Origin of the sequence: Neorhizobium tunisiense, assembly GCF_039631515.1 — a bacterium.
Lineage (GTDB): Bacteria > Pseudomonadota > Alphaproteobacteria > Rhizobiales > Rhizobiaceae > Neorhizobium.
Window position 1 is genome coordinate 40,143 of sequence record NZ_JBDIUU010000011.1, and the last position, 16,194, is coordinate 56,336.

Annotated in this window: 18 protein-coding genes; 13 read left to right on the forward strand and 5 right to left on the reverse strand. The window is 59.6% G+C overall.

What is annotated here, in order from left to right; all coding sequences use genetic code 11:
- Window positions 1-30: 30 nt before the first annotated feature.
- The 6 genes from ABCW43_RS26200 (at window position 31) to chrA (ending at window position 5,248) form a co-directional block, all read left to right on the forward strand.
- Complete coding sequence (locus ABCW43_RS26200) at window positions 31-831, forward strand: ABC transporter ATP-binding protein (protein WP_345929966.1); 801 nt, start codon at window positions 31-33, stop codon at window positions 829-831.
- Window positions 828-1,643 (forward strand): ABC transporter permease, encoded by an 816-nt coding sequence (locus ABCW43_RS26205; protein ID WP_345929968.1) that lies wholly within the window; start codon window positions 828-830, stop codon window positions 1,641-1,643. Before ABCW43_RS26200 ends, ABCW43_RS26205 begins: the two co-directional genes overlap by 4 nt.
- Complete coding sequence (locus ABCW43_RS26210) at window positions 1,640-2,419, forward strand: ABC transporter permease (protein ID WP_345929970.1); 780 nt, start codon at window positions 1,640-1,642, stop codon at window positions 2,417-2,419. Before ABCW43_RS26205 ends, ABCW43_RS26210 begins: the two co-directional genes overlap by 4 nt.
- Window positions 2,420-2,440: 21 nt before the next feature.
- Window positions 2,441-3,451: an amidohydrolase family protein gene (locus ABCW43_RS26215; protein ID WP_345929972.1), complete on the forward strand. Its 1,011-nt coding sequence runs from the start codon at window positions 2,441-2,443 to the stop codon at window positions 3,449-3,451.
- Window positions 3,452-3,732: 281 nt separating this feature from the next.
- Window positions 3,733-3,996 carry a PadR family transcriptional regulator gene (locus tag ABCW43_RS26220; RefSeq protein WP_345929974.1) on the forward strand — a complete coding sequence of 88 codons (264 nt, stop codon included), beginning with the start codon at window positions 3,733-3,735 and terminating at the stop codon, window positions 3,994-3,996.
- Between the two features lie 19 nt (window positions 3,997-4,015).
- On the forward strand, window positions 4,016-5,248 hold the full coding sequence (chrA, locus tag ABCW43_RS26225) for a chromate efflux transporter (RefSeq protein ID WP_345929976.1): 1,233 nt from the start codon (window positions 4,016-4,018) through the stop codon (window positions 5,246-5,248).
- A gap of 150 nt (window positions 5,249-5,398) precedes the next feature.
- On the opposite strand, the gene ABCW43_RS26230 is transcribed toward chrA, so the two are convergent.
- Complete coding sequence (locus ABCW43_RS26230) at window positions 5,399-7,393, reverse strand: PhoX family protein (protein ID WP_345929978.1); 1,995 nt, start codon at window positions 7,391-7,393, stop codon at window positions 5,399-5,401.
- A 202-nt stretch (window positions 7,394-7,595) separates the two neighbouring features.
- Here ABCW43_RS26230 and ABCW43_RS26235 point away from each other — a divergent pair, with 202 nt between their 5' ends.
- A complete protein-coding gene (locus ABCW43_RS26235; protein ID WP_345929980.1) occupies window positions 7,596-7,976 on the forward strand; it encodes a VOC family protein in 381 nt (126 codons plus the stop codon).
- 216 nt (window positions 7,977-8,192) lie between these two features.
- Here ABCW43_RS26235 and ABCW43_RS26240 read toward each other — a convergent pair whose 3' ends face one another.
- Genes ABCW43_RS26240 through ABCW43_RS26255 form a run of 4 tightly spaced genes read right to left on the reverse strand, consistent with a single transcriptional unit; the run spans window position 8,193 to window position 11,362 of the window.
- Window positions 8,193-8,882 (reverse strand): transporter substrate-binding domain-containing protein, encoded by a 690-nt coding sequence (locus ABCW43_RS26240; protein WP_345929982.1) that lies wholly within the window; start codon window positions 8,880-8,882, stop codon window positions 8,193-8,195.
- Window positions 8,883-8,885: 3 nt separating this feature from the next.
- Window positions 8,886-9,656 carry a 4-hydroxy-2-oxoheptanedioate aldolase gene (hpaI, locus tag ABCW43_RS26245; protein ID WP_345929984.1) on the reverse strand — a complete coding sequence of 257 codons (771 nt, stop codon included), beginning with the start codon at window positions 9,654-9,656 and terminating at the stop codon, window positions 8,886-8,888.
- An 8-nt stretch (window positions 9,657-9,664) separates the two neighbouring features.
- On the reverse strand, window positions 9,665-10,447 hold the full coding sequence (gene hpaH, locus ABCW43_RS26250; protein WP_345929986.1) for a 2-oxo-hept-4-ene-1,7-dioate hydratase: 783 nt from the start codon (window positions 10,445-10,447) through the stop codon (window positions 9,665-9,667).
- Between the two features lie 21 nt (window positions 10,448-10,468).
- On the reverse strand, window positions 10,469-11,362 hold the full coding sequence (locus tag ABCW43_RS26255; protein WP_345929988.1) for an intradiol ring-cleavage dioxygenase: 894 nt from the start codon (window positions 11,360-11,362) through the stop codon (window positions 10,469-10,471).
- A gap of 251 nt (window positions 11,363-11,613) precedes the next feature.
- On the opposite strand from ABCW43_RS26255, the gene ABCW43_RS26260 reads away from it, so the two are divergent.
- Genes ABCW43_RS26260 through ABCW43_RS26285 form a run of 6 tightly spaced genes read left to right on the forward strand, consistent with a single transcriptional unit; the run spans window position 11,614 to window position 16,190 of the window.
- On the forward strand, window positions 11,614-12,348 hold the full coding sequence (locus ABCW43_RS26260; RefSeq protein ID WP_345929991.1) for a GntR family transcriptional regulator: 735 nt from the start codon (window positions 11,614-11,616) through the stop codon (window positions 12,346-12,348).
- Window positions 12,345-13,160: a sugar phosphate isomerase/epimerase family protein gene (locus ABCW43_RS26265; RefSeq protein WP_345929993.1), complete on the forward strand. Its 816-nt coding sequence runs from the start codon at window positions 12,345-12,347 to the stop codon at window positions 13,158-13,160. Before ABCW43_RS26260 ends, ABCW43_RS26265 begins: the two co-directional genes overlap by 4 nt.
- Before the next feature lie 54 nt (window positions 13,161-13,214).
- Window positions 13,215-13,883, forward strand: coding sequence for an amino acid ABC transporter permease (locus tag ABCW43_RS26270; RefSeq protein ID WP_345929995.1), 669 nt, complete (start codon window positions 13,215-13,217; stop codon window positions 13,881-13,883).
- An 11-nt stretch (window positions 13,884-13,894) separates the two neighbouring features.
- On the forward strand, window positions 13,895-14,545 hold the full coding sequence (locus ABCW43_RS26275) for an amino acid ABC transporter permease (RefSeq protein ID WP_345929997.1): 651 nt from the start codon (window positions 13,895-13,897) through the stop codon (window positions 14,543-14,545).
- Between the two features lie 39 nt (window positions 14,546-14,584).
- Complete coding sequence (locus tag ABCW43_RS26280; protein WP_345929999.1) at window positions 14,585-15,409, forward strand: transporter substrate-binding domain-containing protein; 825 nt, start codon at window positions 14,585-14,587, stop codon at window positions 15,407-15,409.
- Window positions 15,410-15,428: 19 nt separating this feature from the next.
- Window positions 15,429-16,190 carry an amino acid ABC transporter ATP-binding protein gene (locus tag ABCW43_RS26285; RefSeq protein WP_345930286.1) on the forward strand — a complete coding sequence of 254 codons (762 nt, stop codon included), beginning with the start codon at window positions 15,429-15,431 and terminating at the stop codon, window positions 16,188-16,190.
- Window positions 16,191-16,194 lie beyond the last annotated feature (4 nt).

Here is a 16,194-nt window from a genome sequence, read left to right on the forward strand (position 1 = left end):
AGAGCGGGCGGAGGCCCGCTCCAGGAGGAAATGAAAGTGGCGCAGATTGAAATCCGCGATCTCGGGATCGATTACCGCAAGCCGAAGAGCAACGAGGTGTTTTCCGCCGTCGACAATGTCGCACTGTCGGTCGAAAAGGGCGAGTTCGTCACTATCGTCGGCTCGAGCGGTTGCGGCAAGAGCACGCTTCTGATGGCAGTCGCGGGGCTCGTCAGCCTGACGCGTGGTTCGATCCAGATCGATGGCAAACAGATCAGTGGTCCCGGTCCCGATCGCGCCGTCGTGTTTCAGGAGGCCTCGCTTCTTCCCTGGCGTTCGGTGCGCGGCAATGTCAAGTTCGGGCTCGAAATGCAGCGCTGGAACGGCGGCGATCTCAACGAGCGGGCCATGCAGATGATCCGCCTCGTCGGTCTCGGCCGCTTCTCAGACTATCACCCGCACCAGCTTTCGGGCGGCATGCGCCAGCGCGTCAACATCGCCCGGGCGCTCGCCGTCGATCCGCAAGTGCTGCTGATGGACGAGCCGTTCGGGGCGCTCGACGCCCAGACTCGCGAGATCATGGGCACCGAACTTTTGCGCATCTGGGAGCGCGACAAGAAGACGGCGCTGTTCGTCACCCATGATATCGACGAGGCGATCTTCCTGGCCGACAAGATCGTCGTCATGGGCCGCAATCCGGGTCATATCAAGGAAGTGATCAAGGTCGACCTGCCGCGCCCACGCAATGAGGCGATCCTTGACAGCGAGGATTTCCACGAACTGCGCAAGCGGCTGCGCGCCCATCTGGCCGAAGACATGTCCAGCATGCAGCTGGTGCAGGAGGTCGCATGAGATCCGCAGAAATGACCGCCGAACCGGCGGAAGCCCGGCAGCTTTCCTTTTCTTTCCTGCGTCCGTCCCGCTCGGCGGCAATCGGCACGGTGGCCGTCATCGCATTCCTCGTCCTTTGGCAGATCGCCCCCGGCATGGGCTGGGTGAACGGTCGCTTCACCAGCCGACCGACCGAAGTGTTCCTCGCGGCTATCGACGTCTTCAAGAACGACAACTTCCTCTTTCACGCGCGCATCAGCCTGACGGAATTCTTTGCGGGTTTCATCCTTGCGATCGTGGTGTCCATTCCGCTCGGCGTGCTGCTCGGCACCTCGAAGATCGCCCGCTACCTGATCGATCCGCCGCTGATGGCGCTTTATATCGCCCCGACGCTGGTGCTGCTGCCGATCATGGTCATCTGGCTCGGCATCGACATGGCGCCGAAGATCGCGGTCGTCTTCTTGGGGGCGGTTTTCCCGATCGTTCTCAACACCATGGCCGGCATGAGCGAGGCGGATCCGCGGTTTCTGCGGATGGCGCGCTCGTTCGGCGCAAGCAAGTTCGACATCTTTACGCGCGTCCTCGTGCCCGGCTCGCTGCCGGCGCTGCTGACCGGCTTGAGGCTCGCCGTTGGGCGTGCCGTGCTCGGCGTCATCGTCGGCGAGCTGTTCGTGTCGCAGGCGGGCATCGGTTACCAGCTCAATCTCTATGGTTCCGCCATGCGCATCGACCGCCTGCTCGTCTATGCGCTGATCGTCAGCGCCTTCGGCTACACGCTGACCGTCCTGGTCCGCTCGGTAGAGAACAAGGTCCGCGACTGGAGGTCGAAATGATCGCCGAACTTTTCTATCGCCGCCAGGCGCTCGTGCTCGGCACCCTGTCGATGATCGGCATCGTGGTTTTCTGGCAGATCGCCGTCGATACAGGTTTCATCAATCCGTTCTTCATCTCGACGCCAAGCCAGGTCGCCGCCGAATTCATCACTCAGTTCGAAGACGGTTCTGTTGCCACCAATGTGGCGGCGACGCTCTATTGCTTTGCCTGGTCTCTCGGTCTGGCCACCGTGGTCGGCATCATCCTCGGCATGCTGGCCGGCTGGTTCGCGGATGTGGAATCGGCGCTGGAGCCGTTCATCTGGTTCAAATATTCGGCCCCCACTGTCGCCTTCTATCCGCTTTTCGTCGCCTGGCTCGGCTATGGAACGCCGACGATCATCGCGATCGCCTTCCTTTTCGCGCTGACGCCGATCTATGCGAACACGCTGTCCGGCATCAAGAATACCGATCGCGACCTTGCCCGCGCCGCGCGCTCCTTCGGTGCCAGGCCGCTCGACATCTTCCTGCGTGTCGCGCTGCCGGGATCCGTGCCGGTGATGATCGCCGGCCTTCGCCTCGGTGTCGGCCGGGCGCTGACCGGTGTCGTGGTGGCCGAACTGTTCGGCGCCAATGCCGGCCTCGGCTATGCGATTACCTATTACGGCCAGCTGATGCAGACGACCAAGATGATGGTGTCGATCGTCATCGTCATCGTGCTCGGCGTGGTTCTGACCCAGATCCTGTCGTTCCTGGAAACCAAGACCGATTCCTGGCGTGTCGATAGCAGCCGCTGAAGAACATCTAAGGACAATGCCATGAAGATCATCGATTCCCATTTCCATTGGTGGCCGCGGTCGATTTTCGAACCGCTCCTGAAGCGCGAAGGCTTTCCGAAGGCGGTGGTGAATGCGCGCGGCGGTTATACCTATCACGGCGCCAACGGGCGCCGTGGCACGGTGGCGAGCTGGAAGGAATGGTTCGACCTCGACGAGCAGCTCGCCTACATGGACAGCCTCGGCCACGATATTTCCGTGGTCTGCTCGATCGGTCCGCTGTCGATCTATTTTTCCGAGCTTCCTGTCGAGGAAGGTCGCGATGCGGCACTTGCCTGGAACGAGGAAATGGCCTGGGCACAGCGCCGTTATCCGGGCCGCGTGTGGGCATCGGCTGCGATTCCCCTCGTCGATACGAAGGTTGCGATCGAAGTGCTCGACGATGCCGTCAACCGGCTTGGCCTGATGGGCGTCAACCTGCCCGGCAGCGTCGGCAAGGAAGGCATGATCGACGACGTCCGGCTGGAACCCTTCTACGAACGGGTCGCGGAACTCGGCCTGCCGATGTTTCTGCATCCGACCGATGCGGTTTTCGCCGATGTCATGCAGGGCTATAATGATGCCCTGCACTTGAGCCTCGGCCGCGTCGTTGAAGTGAGCGCAGCAGCGTCGCGGCTCATCCTTTCCGGCATGATGGAGCGTCATCCGGGCCTCAAGATCGTCATGTCGCATACGGGCGGCGCGCTGCCATACCAGTCTGGCCGCATGGACAAGAACTCCAAGACCGCGGGCCTGGCGAAGCCGGTCAGCCATTATCTGCACCAGATGTTCACCGATACGGTTTCGCCGCATTCGGCCGGCCAGAAATTCGCGATCGAATATTTCGGCGCCGACAATGTCATGTACGGCACCGACTATCCCTGCTGGGATCCGGCCGTGTGCCTGACGCTTCTCGATGAGATCGAGATGAGTGCCGAGACCAAGCAGAAGATCTTCTACGATAACGCGGTGCGGATTCTTGGCCTCAAACCATCTAGGACTGCTGCTGCCTGAACGCGCTTGATAACGGTGTTGATATGAAGAACGATTGAAGGTTCTGATAGGATGTGAACCGAAGACCGCATGCGTGGCCTCGATACGAGCCGTGTTTTGGCCAGAACCGGCTTGCGAGTATGACAATTGCAGTGCCCCCAGCACCTCGGCTGCGGTTTCGAACATGGCCTTCAGTGTTTCGATGAACCGCCATCCGTTTGGCGGTTGCAGGCCAAACTCTTTACCTCCAGTATCGGTTCCCGATATCGTTTTTCGAGAGTGGGGGTATTTGATGATGGTGGATGGAACATCAGGATCTTCTTTGCGGCTTTATCCGGCTTCACGTCCTGCATCATGCGGCCGAAGGCGATCTGCACGGTCTGTGGATGATCGAGGAACTGGCGCATCATGGCTACAAGGTCTCGGCCGGAACACTCTATCCGATGCTGCACTCCATGGAGAAGAAGGGCTATCTCACCTCGCGGACGGAGCGGGTGGGCCGCACGCATCGCAGGATTTACAACGCAACACCGTACGGAGTAGCAGCTCTCGAACTGGCCAGGTAAAAGGCAAAGGAGTTGTTTCGTGAGGTCATCGGCGGTAGCAATTCATGAGGAGACAGTCGGGCCGCATCCGCATGGCACCCCGGGTGAAGTCTTTTCGGCATTCCTGAAGCTCGGTCTGACATCCTTCGGCGGCCCGATCGCTCATCTCGGTTATTTCCGCGACGAATTGGTCGTGCGCCGCAAATGGATCGACGAAGCAGGTTATGCCGACCTCGTGGCGCTTTGCCAGTTTCTTCCCGGTCCTGCCTCAAGTCAGGTCGGCTTTGCCCTCGGCCTGCTGCGCGGCGGCCCGCTTGGCGCCTTGGCCGCCTGGACCGCCTTTACACTGCCGTCGGCAATCTTGCTGGTGATATTCGCAATGGCGGCAACGGCATTTGAGGGGCCAGTCGGCGCGGGCTTGCTGCATGGGCTGAAGGTTGTGGCTGCCGCGGTCGTGGCGCAGGCGGTATGGGGTATGGCAAAGAGCCTCACTCCTGATCGAGAACGGGCGGGCATCGCGCTCGTCGCCGTCCTTATCGTCGTGTTTGCGGCCGGTGCGGTCGGCCAGATCGCGGCCATCTCGGTCGGTGCTCTGGCAGGTCTTGCGCTGTGCCGCAACGGTCCGGTCACGGGGACAACCCATCTTTCCTTCCGGGTTTCACGGACTGTCGGAACCGGATGCCTTGTTGCGTTTTTCCTGCTGCTCGGCGGACTGCCCATCGTCGCGTCGGCGGTCGGTTCTCAAGGTCTCGCCCTGTTCGATTCCTTCTATCGCTCCGGATCGCTGGTCTTTGGCGGCGGCCATGTCGTGCTGCCCTTGCTACAGGCTGAGGTCGTCAGTTCTGGCTGGGTAACGAATGACGCCTTTCTGGCGGGTTATGGTGCGGCTCAGGCGGTCCCCGGTCCGTTGTTCACCTTTGCCGCCTATCTCGGTGCGGTCATGAGCCTTGCTCCGAATGGCATCCTTGGCGCCGCCATATGCCTTGCCGCAATTTTTGTGCCCGGGTTCCTGTTGCTCCTCGGCGCTCTACCGTTCTGGGACGGCTTCCGGAAACAGCCTATGGCCCAGGCGTCGATGCGCGGCGCCAACGCTGCCGTCGTCGGAATTCTCGGGGCGGCTCTCTACAACCCGGTCTGGACAAGCGCAATCCTCAGTGCCCACGACTTCGCGCTGGCGCTGACAGGCTTCCTCCTGCTGGTCGTCTGGAAGGTTCCGCCCTGGCTGGTGGTACTCGGCATGGGGCTTGGGGCGGTCGGCCTCGCCGCTGTCTAGTCGAAAACCAAAGCGGTGGCTGCCGCTCCAGCAGGCGCAGGGAGCGTTTCATTAAATGGGGGCCGGGATGATGCACTCACCCCGGCCGGCATTAGCCAGGCGGCAGCCTCGCTCCCACCCTTGTTGCGGCTCGACGCCGCGTTGATAGTGTCAGACGGCAATCTTGCCGCCGCCCACCTTAGTAATCGCAACGACTGCAGGTCGCACCGGCATGTCGGGCTTGAAATCCGGCCAGCGGGTGGAGAGGTCTTCGTAGTAGGACGGACGGCCATGGCCTGGCCAGTCCTCGCCGCCATCAGCCGGATGCTGGACGGCCACGAAGGCGGTCTCGTCATCCGGTGCGAAGAGCGGGCCGCACATTTCTGCTCCAACCGGCACGCGGAAGAACAATTTCGATGTTGCGCGGGCATCACCCTCCGTATCGACTGCCCATAGGCCATCGGTGCGTCCGGTCTGCTTGTTGTTGTTGCCGTCCGTCGAGACCCAGAGGCGACCGGCGGAATCGACAGCGCAGTTATCCGGCATGCCGAACCAGCCGTTCTTGGTGGTTTCGGTCGAGAATGTCGCACCCACCGCCGCGACCGACGGGTCGCCGCATTTCAGGAGCACTTCCCACTTGCCGGAGGTCGCGGTGAAATCGCCGTCGTTTTCAGCGATCTCGATGATGTGCCCGAAGGCGTTTTCCGCGCGGGGATTGGCGGCATTCACCTGGTCTGCCTTGCGGCGGGTGTTGTTGGTCAGCATGACATAGACCTTGCCGTTGACGCCGTTCGGCTGGACGTCTTCCGGACGGTCCATCTTGGTGGCGCCGAGCACATCGCCCGCGCGGCGACACTCGATCAGCACGTCGGCCTGGCTGGCAAAGCCGTTGGCGGCCGTCAGCGGGCCCTGGCCGTGAACCATCGGCAGCCACTGCATGTTGCCATCTTCGTTGAACTTGGCGACATAAAGCGTGCCCCGATCGAGCAGGTTCATATTAGCCGCGCGGTCGTTCGGATTGAAGGTGCCGTCGGTCACGAATTTGTAGACATAATCGAAACGCTCGTCGTCTCCGAGATAGAAGACGACCTTGCCATTCTTGGCCACAATCGACTCCGCACCTTCATGCTTCGTGCGACCGAGCGCGGTGCGCTTCTTCGGCGTGGAGGTCGGATCCATGACATCGACCTCGACGATCCAGCCGAAGCGGTTCGGCTCATTCGGTTCCTTGGCGAGATCGAAGCGATCGTAGAAATTGGCCCATTCGTAGCCGCCTTCCGGAACGCCGTAACGCTTGTAGTTGGCGGCTTCCCCATGACCTTCCGGCAGCTTTCCGGAGAAATAGCCGTGGAAATTCTCTTCCGCCATGATGTAGGTGCCCCAGGGCGTGACGCCGCCGGCACAGTTGTTGATCGTGCCGATGGAGCGGGTGCCGGTCGCATCGGCATTGGTCTTCAGGCGATCATTCCCGGCAGCCGGGCCGGTGATCTCCATCGGCGTATTGGCGGTGATGCGGCGATTGTACTTGCCGTCGGTGACGACCTGCCACTTGCCGCCCTGCTTGCGAATTTCGACGATGGTGCCGCCATGGGCGGCCATTTCGACATCCACCTGCTCCTTGCTGAGGGCGCCCTGCTTGATCTTGCCATCGACGACCTTGACGAGGCCAGGGAACATCAGGTGCGGATTGGTGTACTCGTGATTGACGACGAGCAGGCCGTGCTCGCTGGAACCTTCGAACGGAATGTAACCGACATAGTCGTTATTGTAGCCGAACTGCTTGCTCTGGGCGTCGGCGGTCTGCTTGGTCGGACTGAACTCCGGGGCGCCCGGCAGGACAGCATCGCCCCAGCGCAGCAGGATATCGGCATTATAACCTTCGGCGACGTGATGGTTGGCATCGACGCCGGCTTCCACCTCGGTGAACTTGAATGCAGAACCACTCTTGCCTTGTGCACGCGCCTCGTCGGCGCTCATCAGAGCGAAGGGGCTGACCGTAGCCGCGATGGCAGAGACGGCGAGCGAGCCCTGCAGGAAATCCCGGCGCGAGAAACGCTTGCTGACGATTTCGCCCATCGTCGGGTTGGCGCTCGTGTTATGACCTTCGCCATCGGCGTCCTCGAGCTGGGTCGTCGGAAAAATCTTTTGCGAAATATGGTTGTCCATCGAATGCCTCCACTGGTTGAAACGGTCTAAAATCATCCCGCTTTAGAGCCGTTCTAAACCTAGAGACGCGACATTACGGTTTTGCGACAGTGATATCCCAATTGAGATGAATCACCTTCCCAACATGAGAGCGTCTACCCGTTTTCAATCACGACCGTTTTGCTATTCTCCCTGAGCTTCTTCCAAACCTTGTGAGGCAGAGATGGCCGAGGAAACAGTCAACGTCCGTTATATGGTCGACAACGTGGAAGCCGCCGTGGAATGGTATGTAGGCCATCTCGGCTTCTCCCTCATCTCAAAGCAGGCGCCGGCGTTCGCAGACGTCAGGCGCGGCGCATTGCGGCTACTCCTAAGCGGTCCAATGAGTTCGGCGGGTCGGCCGATGCCCGATGGCGAACAACCGGCGCCGGGCGGCTGGAACCGCATTCATCTTGTCGTCGATGACTTGGCCGCCGAGGTGGCGCGTTTACGCGCAAGAGGCGTCAGCTTTCGCAATGACGTGGTCACCGGGCCGGGCGGCTCGCAGATTCTGCTCGTCGATCCCGCCGGCAATCTCATCGAGCTTTTTCAGCCGGCGCGGTAGCAATAATCAAGAATATGGGCGTCATTATTTGAAGAGACCGGACGGCGAGCCGCTTAAGCCGGCTCCGTGTCATCGGCATAGGGCGTGCTCCGCTCAACGAGCGGATGGCCTTTGTGAGGGCGACCCGCCGTCGATGACGTAGACGGTTTGAGGTGGAATGATCAGGAAGCTATGTCGGGAGATATCAAGTATCCACCGGTGCATCGGCGTAAGCCTTTAAGTAGCCGGCCCGCCACAACCGGCTGCGACGTAACGTTCAACAAAATTTCTTATAAACGCCGCCGCAGCTTTCATCGTTTTCATGACGGCGAGGGTCTGCGCGATTTCGGAAAATGCGTCATCCAATTTCCGGAATTGCGGATTATTCTCCGCAGCCAGTCCAAGAGATTCCTTCAACCCCGCTGCCGCATCGCAGAGACCAGCTTTCAGCATTTCTATCGCTGCGGATGGATTGTCGGCATAGACGATCGTCGCGTTCTTGAGCTGACGTTCGAGTTGTTTGGTATAGGCGGCCCCTTGTGCGGTCGCTATCCGGCGGCCAGAGAGGTCCATATCCGCTACGCGGAAGACATCTGACTTTACCGGAACGAGATAGGTCGCGGTGACGAACGCATAGGGGGCCGAGAACGCAAGGCGATCTGCGCGCGAGGGGTCTGCTGCGATAAAGGCGACGTCCCATTCGTTTCGATCCGCCGCCGCCAATATCGCCGCCGCCGATTGATACTTCAGTATCGAAAGGACGCAGCCCGTTTCTGCCGCCAATGCGTTCGCCAGATCGACACTTGGCCCGACAAGCGCACCCGTGCGCTTGTCCACACGCGCAAGTGCGGCATTTGCGACATTCACGGCAGCGCGGATTAGGCCCGTTGGTGCAAGTTCGAAAACAACCTTGTCCGGGACCGCCATGGTTCACACCCGTTCCGCAAACCTGCCTGCCAGGGCTTCAGCGCCGCGCGCCAGCAAGGCTACATCGACACCAACGGCCGTGAACAGCGTTCCCAATTCTATGCAACGGGCCGCGAACTTCTCGTCCGGTGTGAGAATTCCCACCGGCTTCCCGAGGCACTTGAGCAGAACAACTGCTTTTTCAATGGCTTCGACCACCTCCGGGTGGCCGGGCTGTCCCGGATATCCGAAACTGGCGGCGAGGTCGGCCGGACCGATGAATATGCCATCCACACCTTCGACCGATGCGATCGCTTCTATGTGAGCCATGGCCGCCCGCGTTTCGACTTGAACGAGAACGCAGAGTTCCCGCTCCGCCAGCTGCGCGTAATTCTTAACCCTGCCGAAACGCGTGGCACGCGTAAGAGCGGAAACGCCTCGAATACCGTCGGGCGGATACCGGGTGGCGTCCACTGCGGCTTTCGCTTCGTCGGCGTTCTGAACATAGGGTATCAGCAGCGATTGAACGCCGATATCCAGAAAACGCTTGATCAGCACCGGGTCGTTGACCGCCGGCCGCACGACCGGCGCGACCTCATAGGGCGCCACCGCCTGCAATTGCGGCAATACCGTCAACACGTCGCTCGGGGAATGCTCCGTATCGAACAGCAGCCAGTCGAAACCGGCTGGCGCTACGATCTCCGCTGCATAGCTTCCCGGGAGCCCGCACCAAAGCCCGATCTGGCTTTGCCCGGCGCGCAGTTTCGCTTTGAATTTGTTGACAGGAAGATCCATCACCAACCTCACACGAAGGAGACGCCGATCGAGCCGACCGGCCCGTAGTCAGCCTGGATGACGTCGCCCTTGACGATATCGACCGGTCTCGTGAAAGAGCCCGCAAGGACGATCTGCCCCTTTTTCAAACCGCCACCGACGGCATGCAGCTTGTTGACAAGCCAGGCGACACCAGCCGCCGGATGGCCCATGATCGCTGCCGAAACGCCCGACTCCTCGATAATTCCGTTCTTCGAAAGCGTCGCACCCACCCAGCGGATATCGATATCCATGGGACGAACGACCCGTCCGCCGACAACGATCGCCCCGAAGGCTGCATTGTCGGCAATCGTGTCGGTGATCGCGCGCGGAACTTCGGTCCGGTAATCGATGATCTCGAGCGCGGGCACGATGAACTCGGTGGCGCGCATGACGTCGTAGATCCGGGTGCCCGTTCCTTCGAGGTCCTCCCCCATGATGAAAGCCAGCTCGACTTCCAGACGCGGCTTGATGAACAAATCCGCCTTGATCTGCGCTCCGTCGTTGTAAAGCGCATCGTCCAGAATGACGCCATAGTCGGGCTCGGTCATCTTGGACGCCATCTGCATGGCGCGAGATGTCAGGCCTATCTTGTGACCGACGATCCGCGCCCCACGGGATACACGCGACTGCGCCCAGAGCGCCTGGATGCGATAGGCGTCCTCGATATCGAGAGCGGGGTAGGTCTTGCTTGGCTGGACGATCGGCTTCCGCTCGGTCTCCGCCTTCAATATGGCATCTGCCGCCGCCTGGCGTTGTTCCTCGATAATCATGATCCGGCTCCGGAAATGGCGTTACTTGATCGGCGGGCGCGGCAAGACGGCGACGCCAGGCTCCATGACATAGGTATAAGCAAGCGAGAACCAGGGCCTTTGAACGTCCCTGTCGGTCGGGTGCGGTTCATCATGGCGAACGAAGTCGCCGGTCAGTGCCGCAGTCACGCCAAACTGCACATCGGATTCGATATTAGGATCGCTGGGATCGAAGACCTGCGAGATCAGGGTCTTGTAGCCATGCTTGAAGATCAGCGCATGCAGATGCGCCGGCCGATAGGGATGGCGGCCCTGGGCTTTGAGCAAGCGTCCGGCCACGCCGTCGACGGGGATCGGATAGCCAACCATCTTCACGGTTCGGAACCAGAAGCGCCCGTCCTCATCGGTCATAAATTTGCCACGCAGGTTCATCTCCGCCTGGTCGGGATCCTGATTCTCGTAGAGGCCGACCGGGGACGCGTGCCATACATCGACCTCGGCGCCTGAGATCGGCTTGCCTTTACGGTCAACGACTCGAGCCTCAACGAAAAGCGGCGTGCCGGGTGTGTCGGACCGAATGATGGTGCCGCCGTTTTCAACCCTTGGGGAATTCAGGCGCCAGAAGGGGCCGAGAAGCGACTGGGACGTTTCGGTCTGCCCCTTGTCACCATTATTGAGCAGGCAGACGAGGGACGACACACCCAGGGAGCCCGCCATGAGGACGAACTCGTTGTGACTGTCTGTTTGCATTTGGCCGATCTCGTTCAAGATCGCCGTCGCCTCCCGGAATTCCACTTCTGTCAGCCGCACTTCCCGAACGAAAGCATGAAGGTGCTTCACCAGCGCCATCAGGATTTCCCGAGCCCTGGGATCGGAAGTCTGCCCCATCGCTGCAACCACGGCGGGCGTTACGTCGCTTTCAGTTTTAATGATCATTTGTCACCTCCCGATAGGGGACCGTTACAAGAATAATCGATTATTTGTCAAGCTGCCATTGACGCAGAAAATGCTGAAGGCGCCGCCGAGAATGGCTTAAGTACGCATATATCATTGATATATAAAGATTATATCGTAAAATGATACAAAAGTTACGCAGGCCATAGGCGTTTTACCTTGATCCTGTTGACAAGAATAATCGTTTATCTTATCGATCATCGACAGCAGGCGACTTTTGCCTGGGAGGTTTTATGAAGCACCAGCCGGAAGCCCATAACCTGTCCAACGAGCAAGCTGGAAACAGCGGATTTTCCGATGACGGGAAGAACACGATCGGCAGCCAGTTGGCATCCCGGCTGCGTGAAGCGATTATCTCGGGAGATCTTGAGGCTGGCAGCAAGATCAATCTCGACAGGGCACGGCAGTCCTTCAACGTGAGCCTGAGCCCCTTGCGCGAAGGGCTTGCGCGCCTGATCTCCGATGGTTTGGTGGAGTTCGAGGACAATCGCGGCTATCGCGTTTCACCCGTTTCGCTCGCAAATCTCGAGGAAATTACCAGCCTGCGTGAAGAATTCGAGGTTTTCGCCCTGAAGGAGTCCATCAGGGTTGGCGATGTGGAATGGGAAAGCAATGTCATGCGCATGCTTCACAAGCTCAACCGCGCGGAACGAGATGCGAATAAGCCGGAAACGCTGGAGCATTGGGAAGCGGTCCATCGGGACTTCCATCTCACACTTATTTCAGGCTGCGGGAAACCGCTCCTGCTTCATTTTTGCAAAACGCTGCTCAATCTCAATGACCGTTATCGCAGAACATTCCTGACGCAAACGTCTGGCGACCGAAACGTAAACCAGGAGCACAGTGAGATCGCGCAGGGGGCGGTTGCCAGAGATAGTGATTACGCCGCAGAGCAGCTCCGTCAACACATCCATCGCACAGGGACCAATCTGCTTGGTCACCTGACCCGCACGGGGGTCGTGAGATGACACATGCCACCCAGATGAAAGACATCCCGGTCGGCGTTGCGCATTTCTCCGCAATCCAGTTGCCACCGGCGCAATTCGTAAAGGATGCCGCAACAGCGGGATTCAATTCCGTTGGACTTCGGCTGCATCCCGCCTTCGCGGGCGCGCCTTACTACGAACTGCCGCAGGGCAGTAAGGCAGCATCGGAATTTCGAACCCTGCTCGACAGTGAAGGCATGAAGGTCTTCGATATCGAGTTCTTCATCATCGGTCCGGATTTCAATGCGGCCTCGGTTGAACACATCGTTGCGGCGGCGGCAGATATCGGAGCCAGACGCCTGTCCACCTGCGGCGATGACGACGATCGCGACCACCTGATCGGCAATTTCATCGAGTTTTGCCAACTTGCCGGACGCTACGGCATGGCCGTCGACCTTGAGAACATGGGCTGGCGTGCAGTCAAGACCTACAGCGAGAGTGCGTCACTCGTCGAGGTCTGTCGCCAGGACAATGCAGGTGCCTTGATCGACGCCATCCATTTCTTCAGAAACGGTGGAAACGTTGACGACATCAACGTGGATATCGTGCGGCATGTCCAGCTTTGCGACGTGATGGGGCCGGCACCCAAGCGCCCCGAAGATATGATCAATGAAGCGCGGGCCGGACGATTGGCTCCAGGTGACGGTAAGCTGGCGCTGAAAGAACTGCTGAGCAAACTTGCCGACAAGGCCGCGATATCGGTGGAGGTTCCGTTGGTCGGAGACGTGGCTCCGCTGGCGCATCTAACAAATCTCAATCTGAAGGCGCGGAAAATTCTGCAATCAGGAAACTAGGACGTTCTTGGTCTGGCGCGGTGGAGGCCGTACCGGGAGGAGGAAAGCTTTTCCATGAATTATAAGTTCGACTTCGGTGCGGTCTTCGAGCGCGCCCCCGAATTGCTGTGGGCGATGTTAGGAACATTCGGCCTTGCATTTGCCGGCATGGCGCTCGCCCTGCTGATCGGTATTCTGGGTGTCATCGCCCGGACGTCGCATAACAAAATCGCGCGGGCTCCCGTCATCGCCTTTGTCGAAATCGTGCGCAACACGCCGTTTCTGGTGCAGATCTTTTATATCTATTTTGCCCTGCCCCTGATGGGCATCCGCCTCAATCCGACGACAACGGCGATCATCGCGCTCGGCATCAATGGCGGCGCCTATGCGATCGAGATTATCCGGGGCGGCGTCGAAAGCATCAGCAAGGGTCAGGTCGAGGCAGGCTACGCGCTTGGCTTGCACAAGGCTGATGTATTCCGCCTCATCGTGCTTAAGCCGGCGCTGCGCGCAATCTATCCGTCGCTGACAAGCCAGTTCATCATGCTGACGCTCACGACATCGGTCTGCACTTCTATTGCAGCTTATGAACTGACCTCGGCGGCCCAGCGGATCGAGTCCGATACGTTCAGAAGCTTCGAAGTCTATTTCTCGGTCACCGGGATCTACCTCGTCATATCGAGCGTCATGATGGGCATTTTCGCCATGATTTCCCGTCGCTATTTCAGCTACCCGGCACGATAGGAGAATCTACCATGGGACCTATCGGCGCCAACGAATTCCTGTTCCTTCTGCAAGGGCTCAAGTGGACGGCTTTACTTGCGGTCATCGGCTTCATCGGTGGCGGTATTTTCGGCATGCTGATCGCACTGATCCGCACTTCACGAAACGCCGCTGCGAGAGCCGCGTCCGCTGCCTATATCGCCCTGTTCCAGGGTACGCCGCTTCTGATGCAATTGTTCGTCGTCTATTACGGCGTCGCGCTGATCGGCATCGATGTTAGCGCCTGGCTTGCTGTCGCGATCGCTTTCACTCTCCACGCCAGCGCGTTTCTCGGCGAGATATGGCGCGGTTCAATCGAGGCTGTTCCGAAGGGGCAAGCCGAGGCCGCGAATGCGCTAGGACTGCACTACGTGTCGCGGATGAAGGATGTCATCCTGCCGCAGGCACTCAAGATCTCCATGCCGGCGACCATCGGTTTCCTGGTGCAACTGATCAAAGGCACGTCGCTCGCAGCGATCGTCGGCTTTATCGAACTCGCCCGCGCCGGGCAGATCATATCCAACCAGACCTACAGGCCGCTTCTCGTCTTCGGGATCGTCGGCGTGATCTACTTCATCATTTGCTGGCCCCTCTCCCATTTCGGGACCGGCCTTGAGAAACGGATGGCCAAGGCGGTCCGCTGAAGCTTCCCACGAAGCAATATCAAAGAGGAGGAGAATGAAATGCAATACAATCGCAGGAAATTCATGGGTATCACGCTCGCAACCGCGGCCTTCGCCTTGGTTGGCACGGTGACGGCCTCGGCCGCGAGCGTGGTGGAGATCAAGTCCAAGGGCACGATCGTCGTCGGCATCCAGGGCGACAACGCACCCTGGGGTTTCGTCAACTCGAGCGGCACCCAGGACGGCTTCGATGCCGACGTGGCAACGCTTTTCGCCAAGGAGCTTGGCGTCAAGGTCCAGTTCCAGCCGCTCGCAGTCGCCAACCGCATCCCGGCGCTGACTACCGGCAAGGTGGACATTCTGTTCGCCACGATGGCAATGACCGAGGAGCGCGCCAAGTCGATCCAGTACAGCAAGCCCTATGCCGCCAACACCATCGCTCTCTACGCGGCAAAGGCCGACAAGGCACAGGCCGTCGCCGATCTGGCGGGCTGGGAAATCGGCGTGCCGAAGTCGAGTTCGCAGGACAAGGCAGTCAGCGACGCCGTCGGATCGACCGCGACCGTTCGTCGTTTCGATGACGACGCCGCAACGATCCAGGCCCTGATTTCCGGCCAGGTCAAGGCAGTCGGCGGCAACCAGTTCTACGGCCAGCGGCTCGATGCGGCGGCCTCCGGGAAATACGAGCGCAAGATCGAGTTTCTGACGACCTACAACGGCGTTGGAACACGGCTTGGTGAAAAAGACTGGAACGCCACGGTCAACGCCTTCATCGACAAGATCAAGGCCAGTGGCGAACTGGCCGCGATTACCAAAAAATGGATGGGTATCGAACTGCCGAAGTTCCCGGATTCCGTACCGAACATTCCGTTCACCGTTAACTGAAGATCGTAAGGAGGGTGCCGTGGCCAATTCCGTCATAGACCAGTCGACGCTCATTTCACTTGAAAAAGTGGAGAAATGGTACGGCGCCTTTCATGCATTGAAGGCCATCGATCTGTCGGTCCGCAAAGGCGAGAAGATCGTTCTTTGCGGACCGTCCGGCTCCGGTAAATCGACCTTGATCCGATGCATCAATGCGCTCGAGACAATCCAGGATGGTCGCGTAACCGTTGAAGGTCAGTTGCTGGACGGCAGCAGCAAGGCCGTGGATGCGATCCGCCGCGAAGTCGGCATGGTGTTTCAGAGCTTCAATCTCTTTCCGCACATGACAGTTTTGCAGAACTGCTCCCTGGCGCCGATGCGGGTGAGGGGAACAAGCCGGGCGGATGCCGAAAAACTGGCGCGGAAATATCTCGAACGGGTCCGGATCCTCGATCAGGCGGAAAAATATCCGGCGCAGCTTTCGGGCGGCCAGCAACAGCGCGTCGCCATCGCCCGCGCGCTCTGCATGGAACCGAAAGTGATGTTGTTCGACGAGCCGACCTCCGCGCTTGATCCCGAAATGGTCAAGGAGGTGCTCGATACGATGATCTCGCTGGCCCGCGACGGGATGACGATGATTTGTGTTACCCACGAAATGGGCTTCGCCCGTCAGGTGGCAGACCGCGTCATCTTCATGGCGTCCGGCGAGATCATCGAAGAAGCGGAGCCGGAAATCTTCTTCAAATCGCCGAAGCATGAACGCACCAAGACCTTCCTCGGTGAAATTCTCGCTCATCATTAGGCCG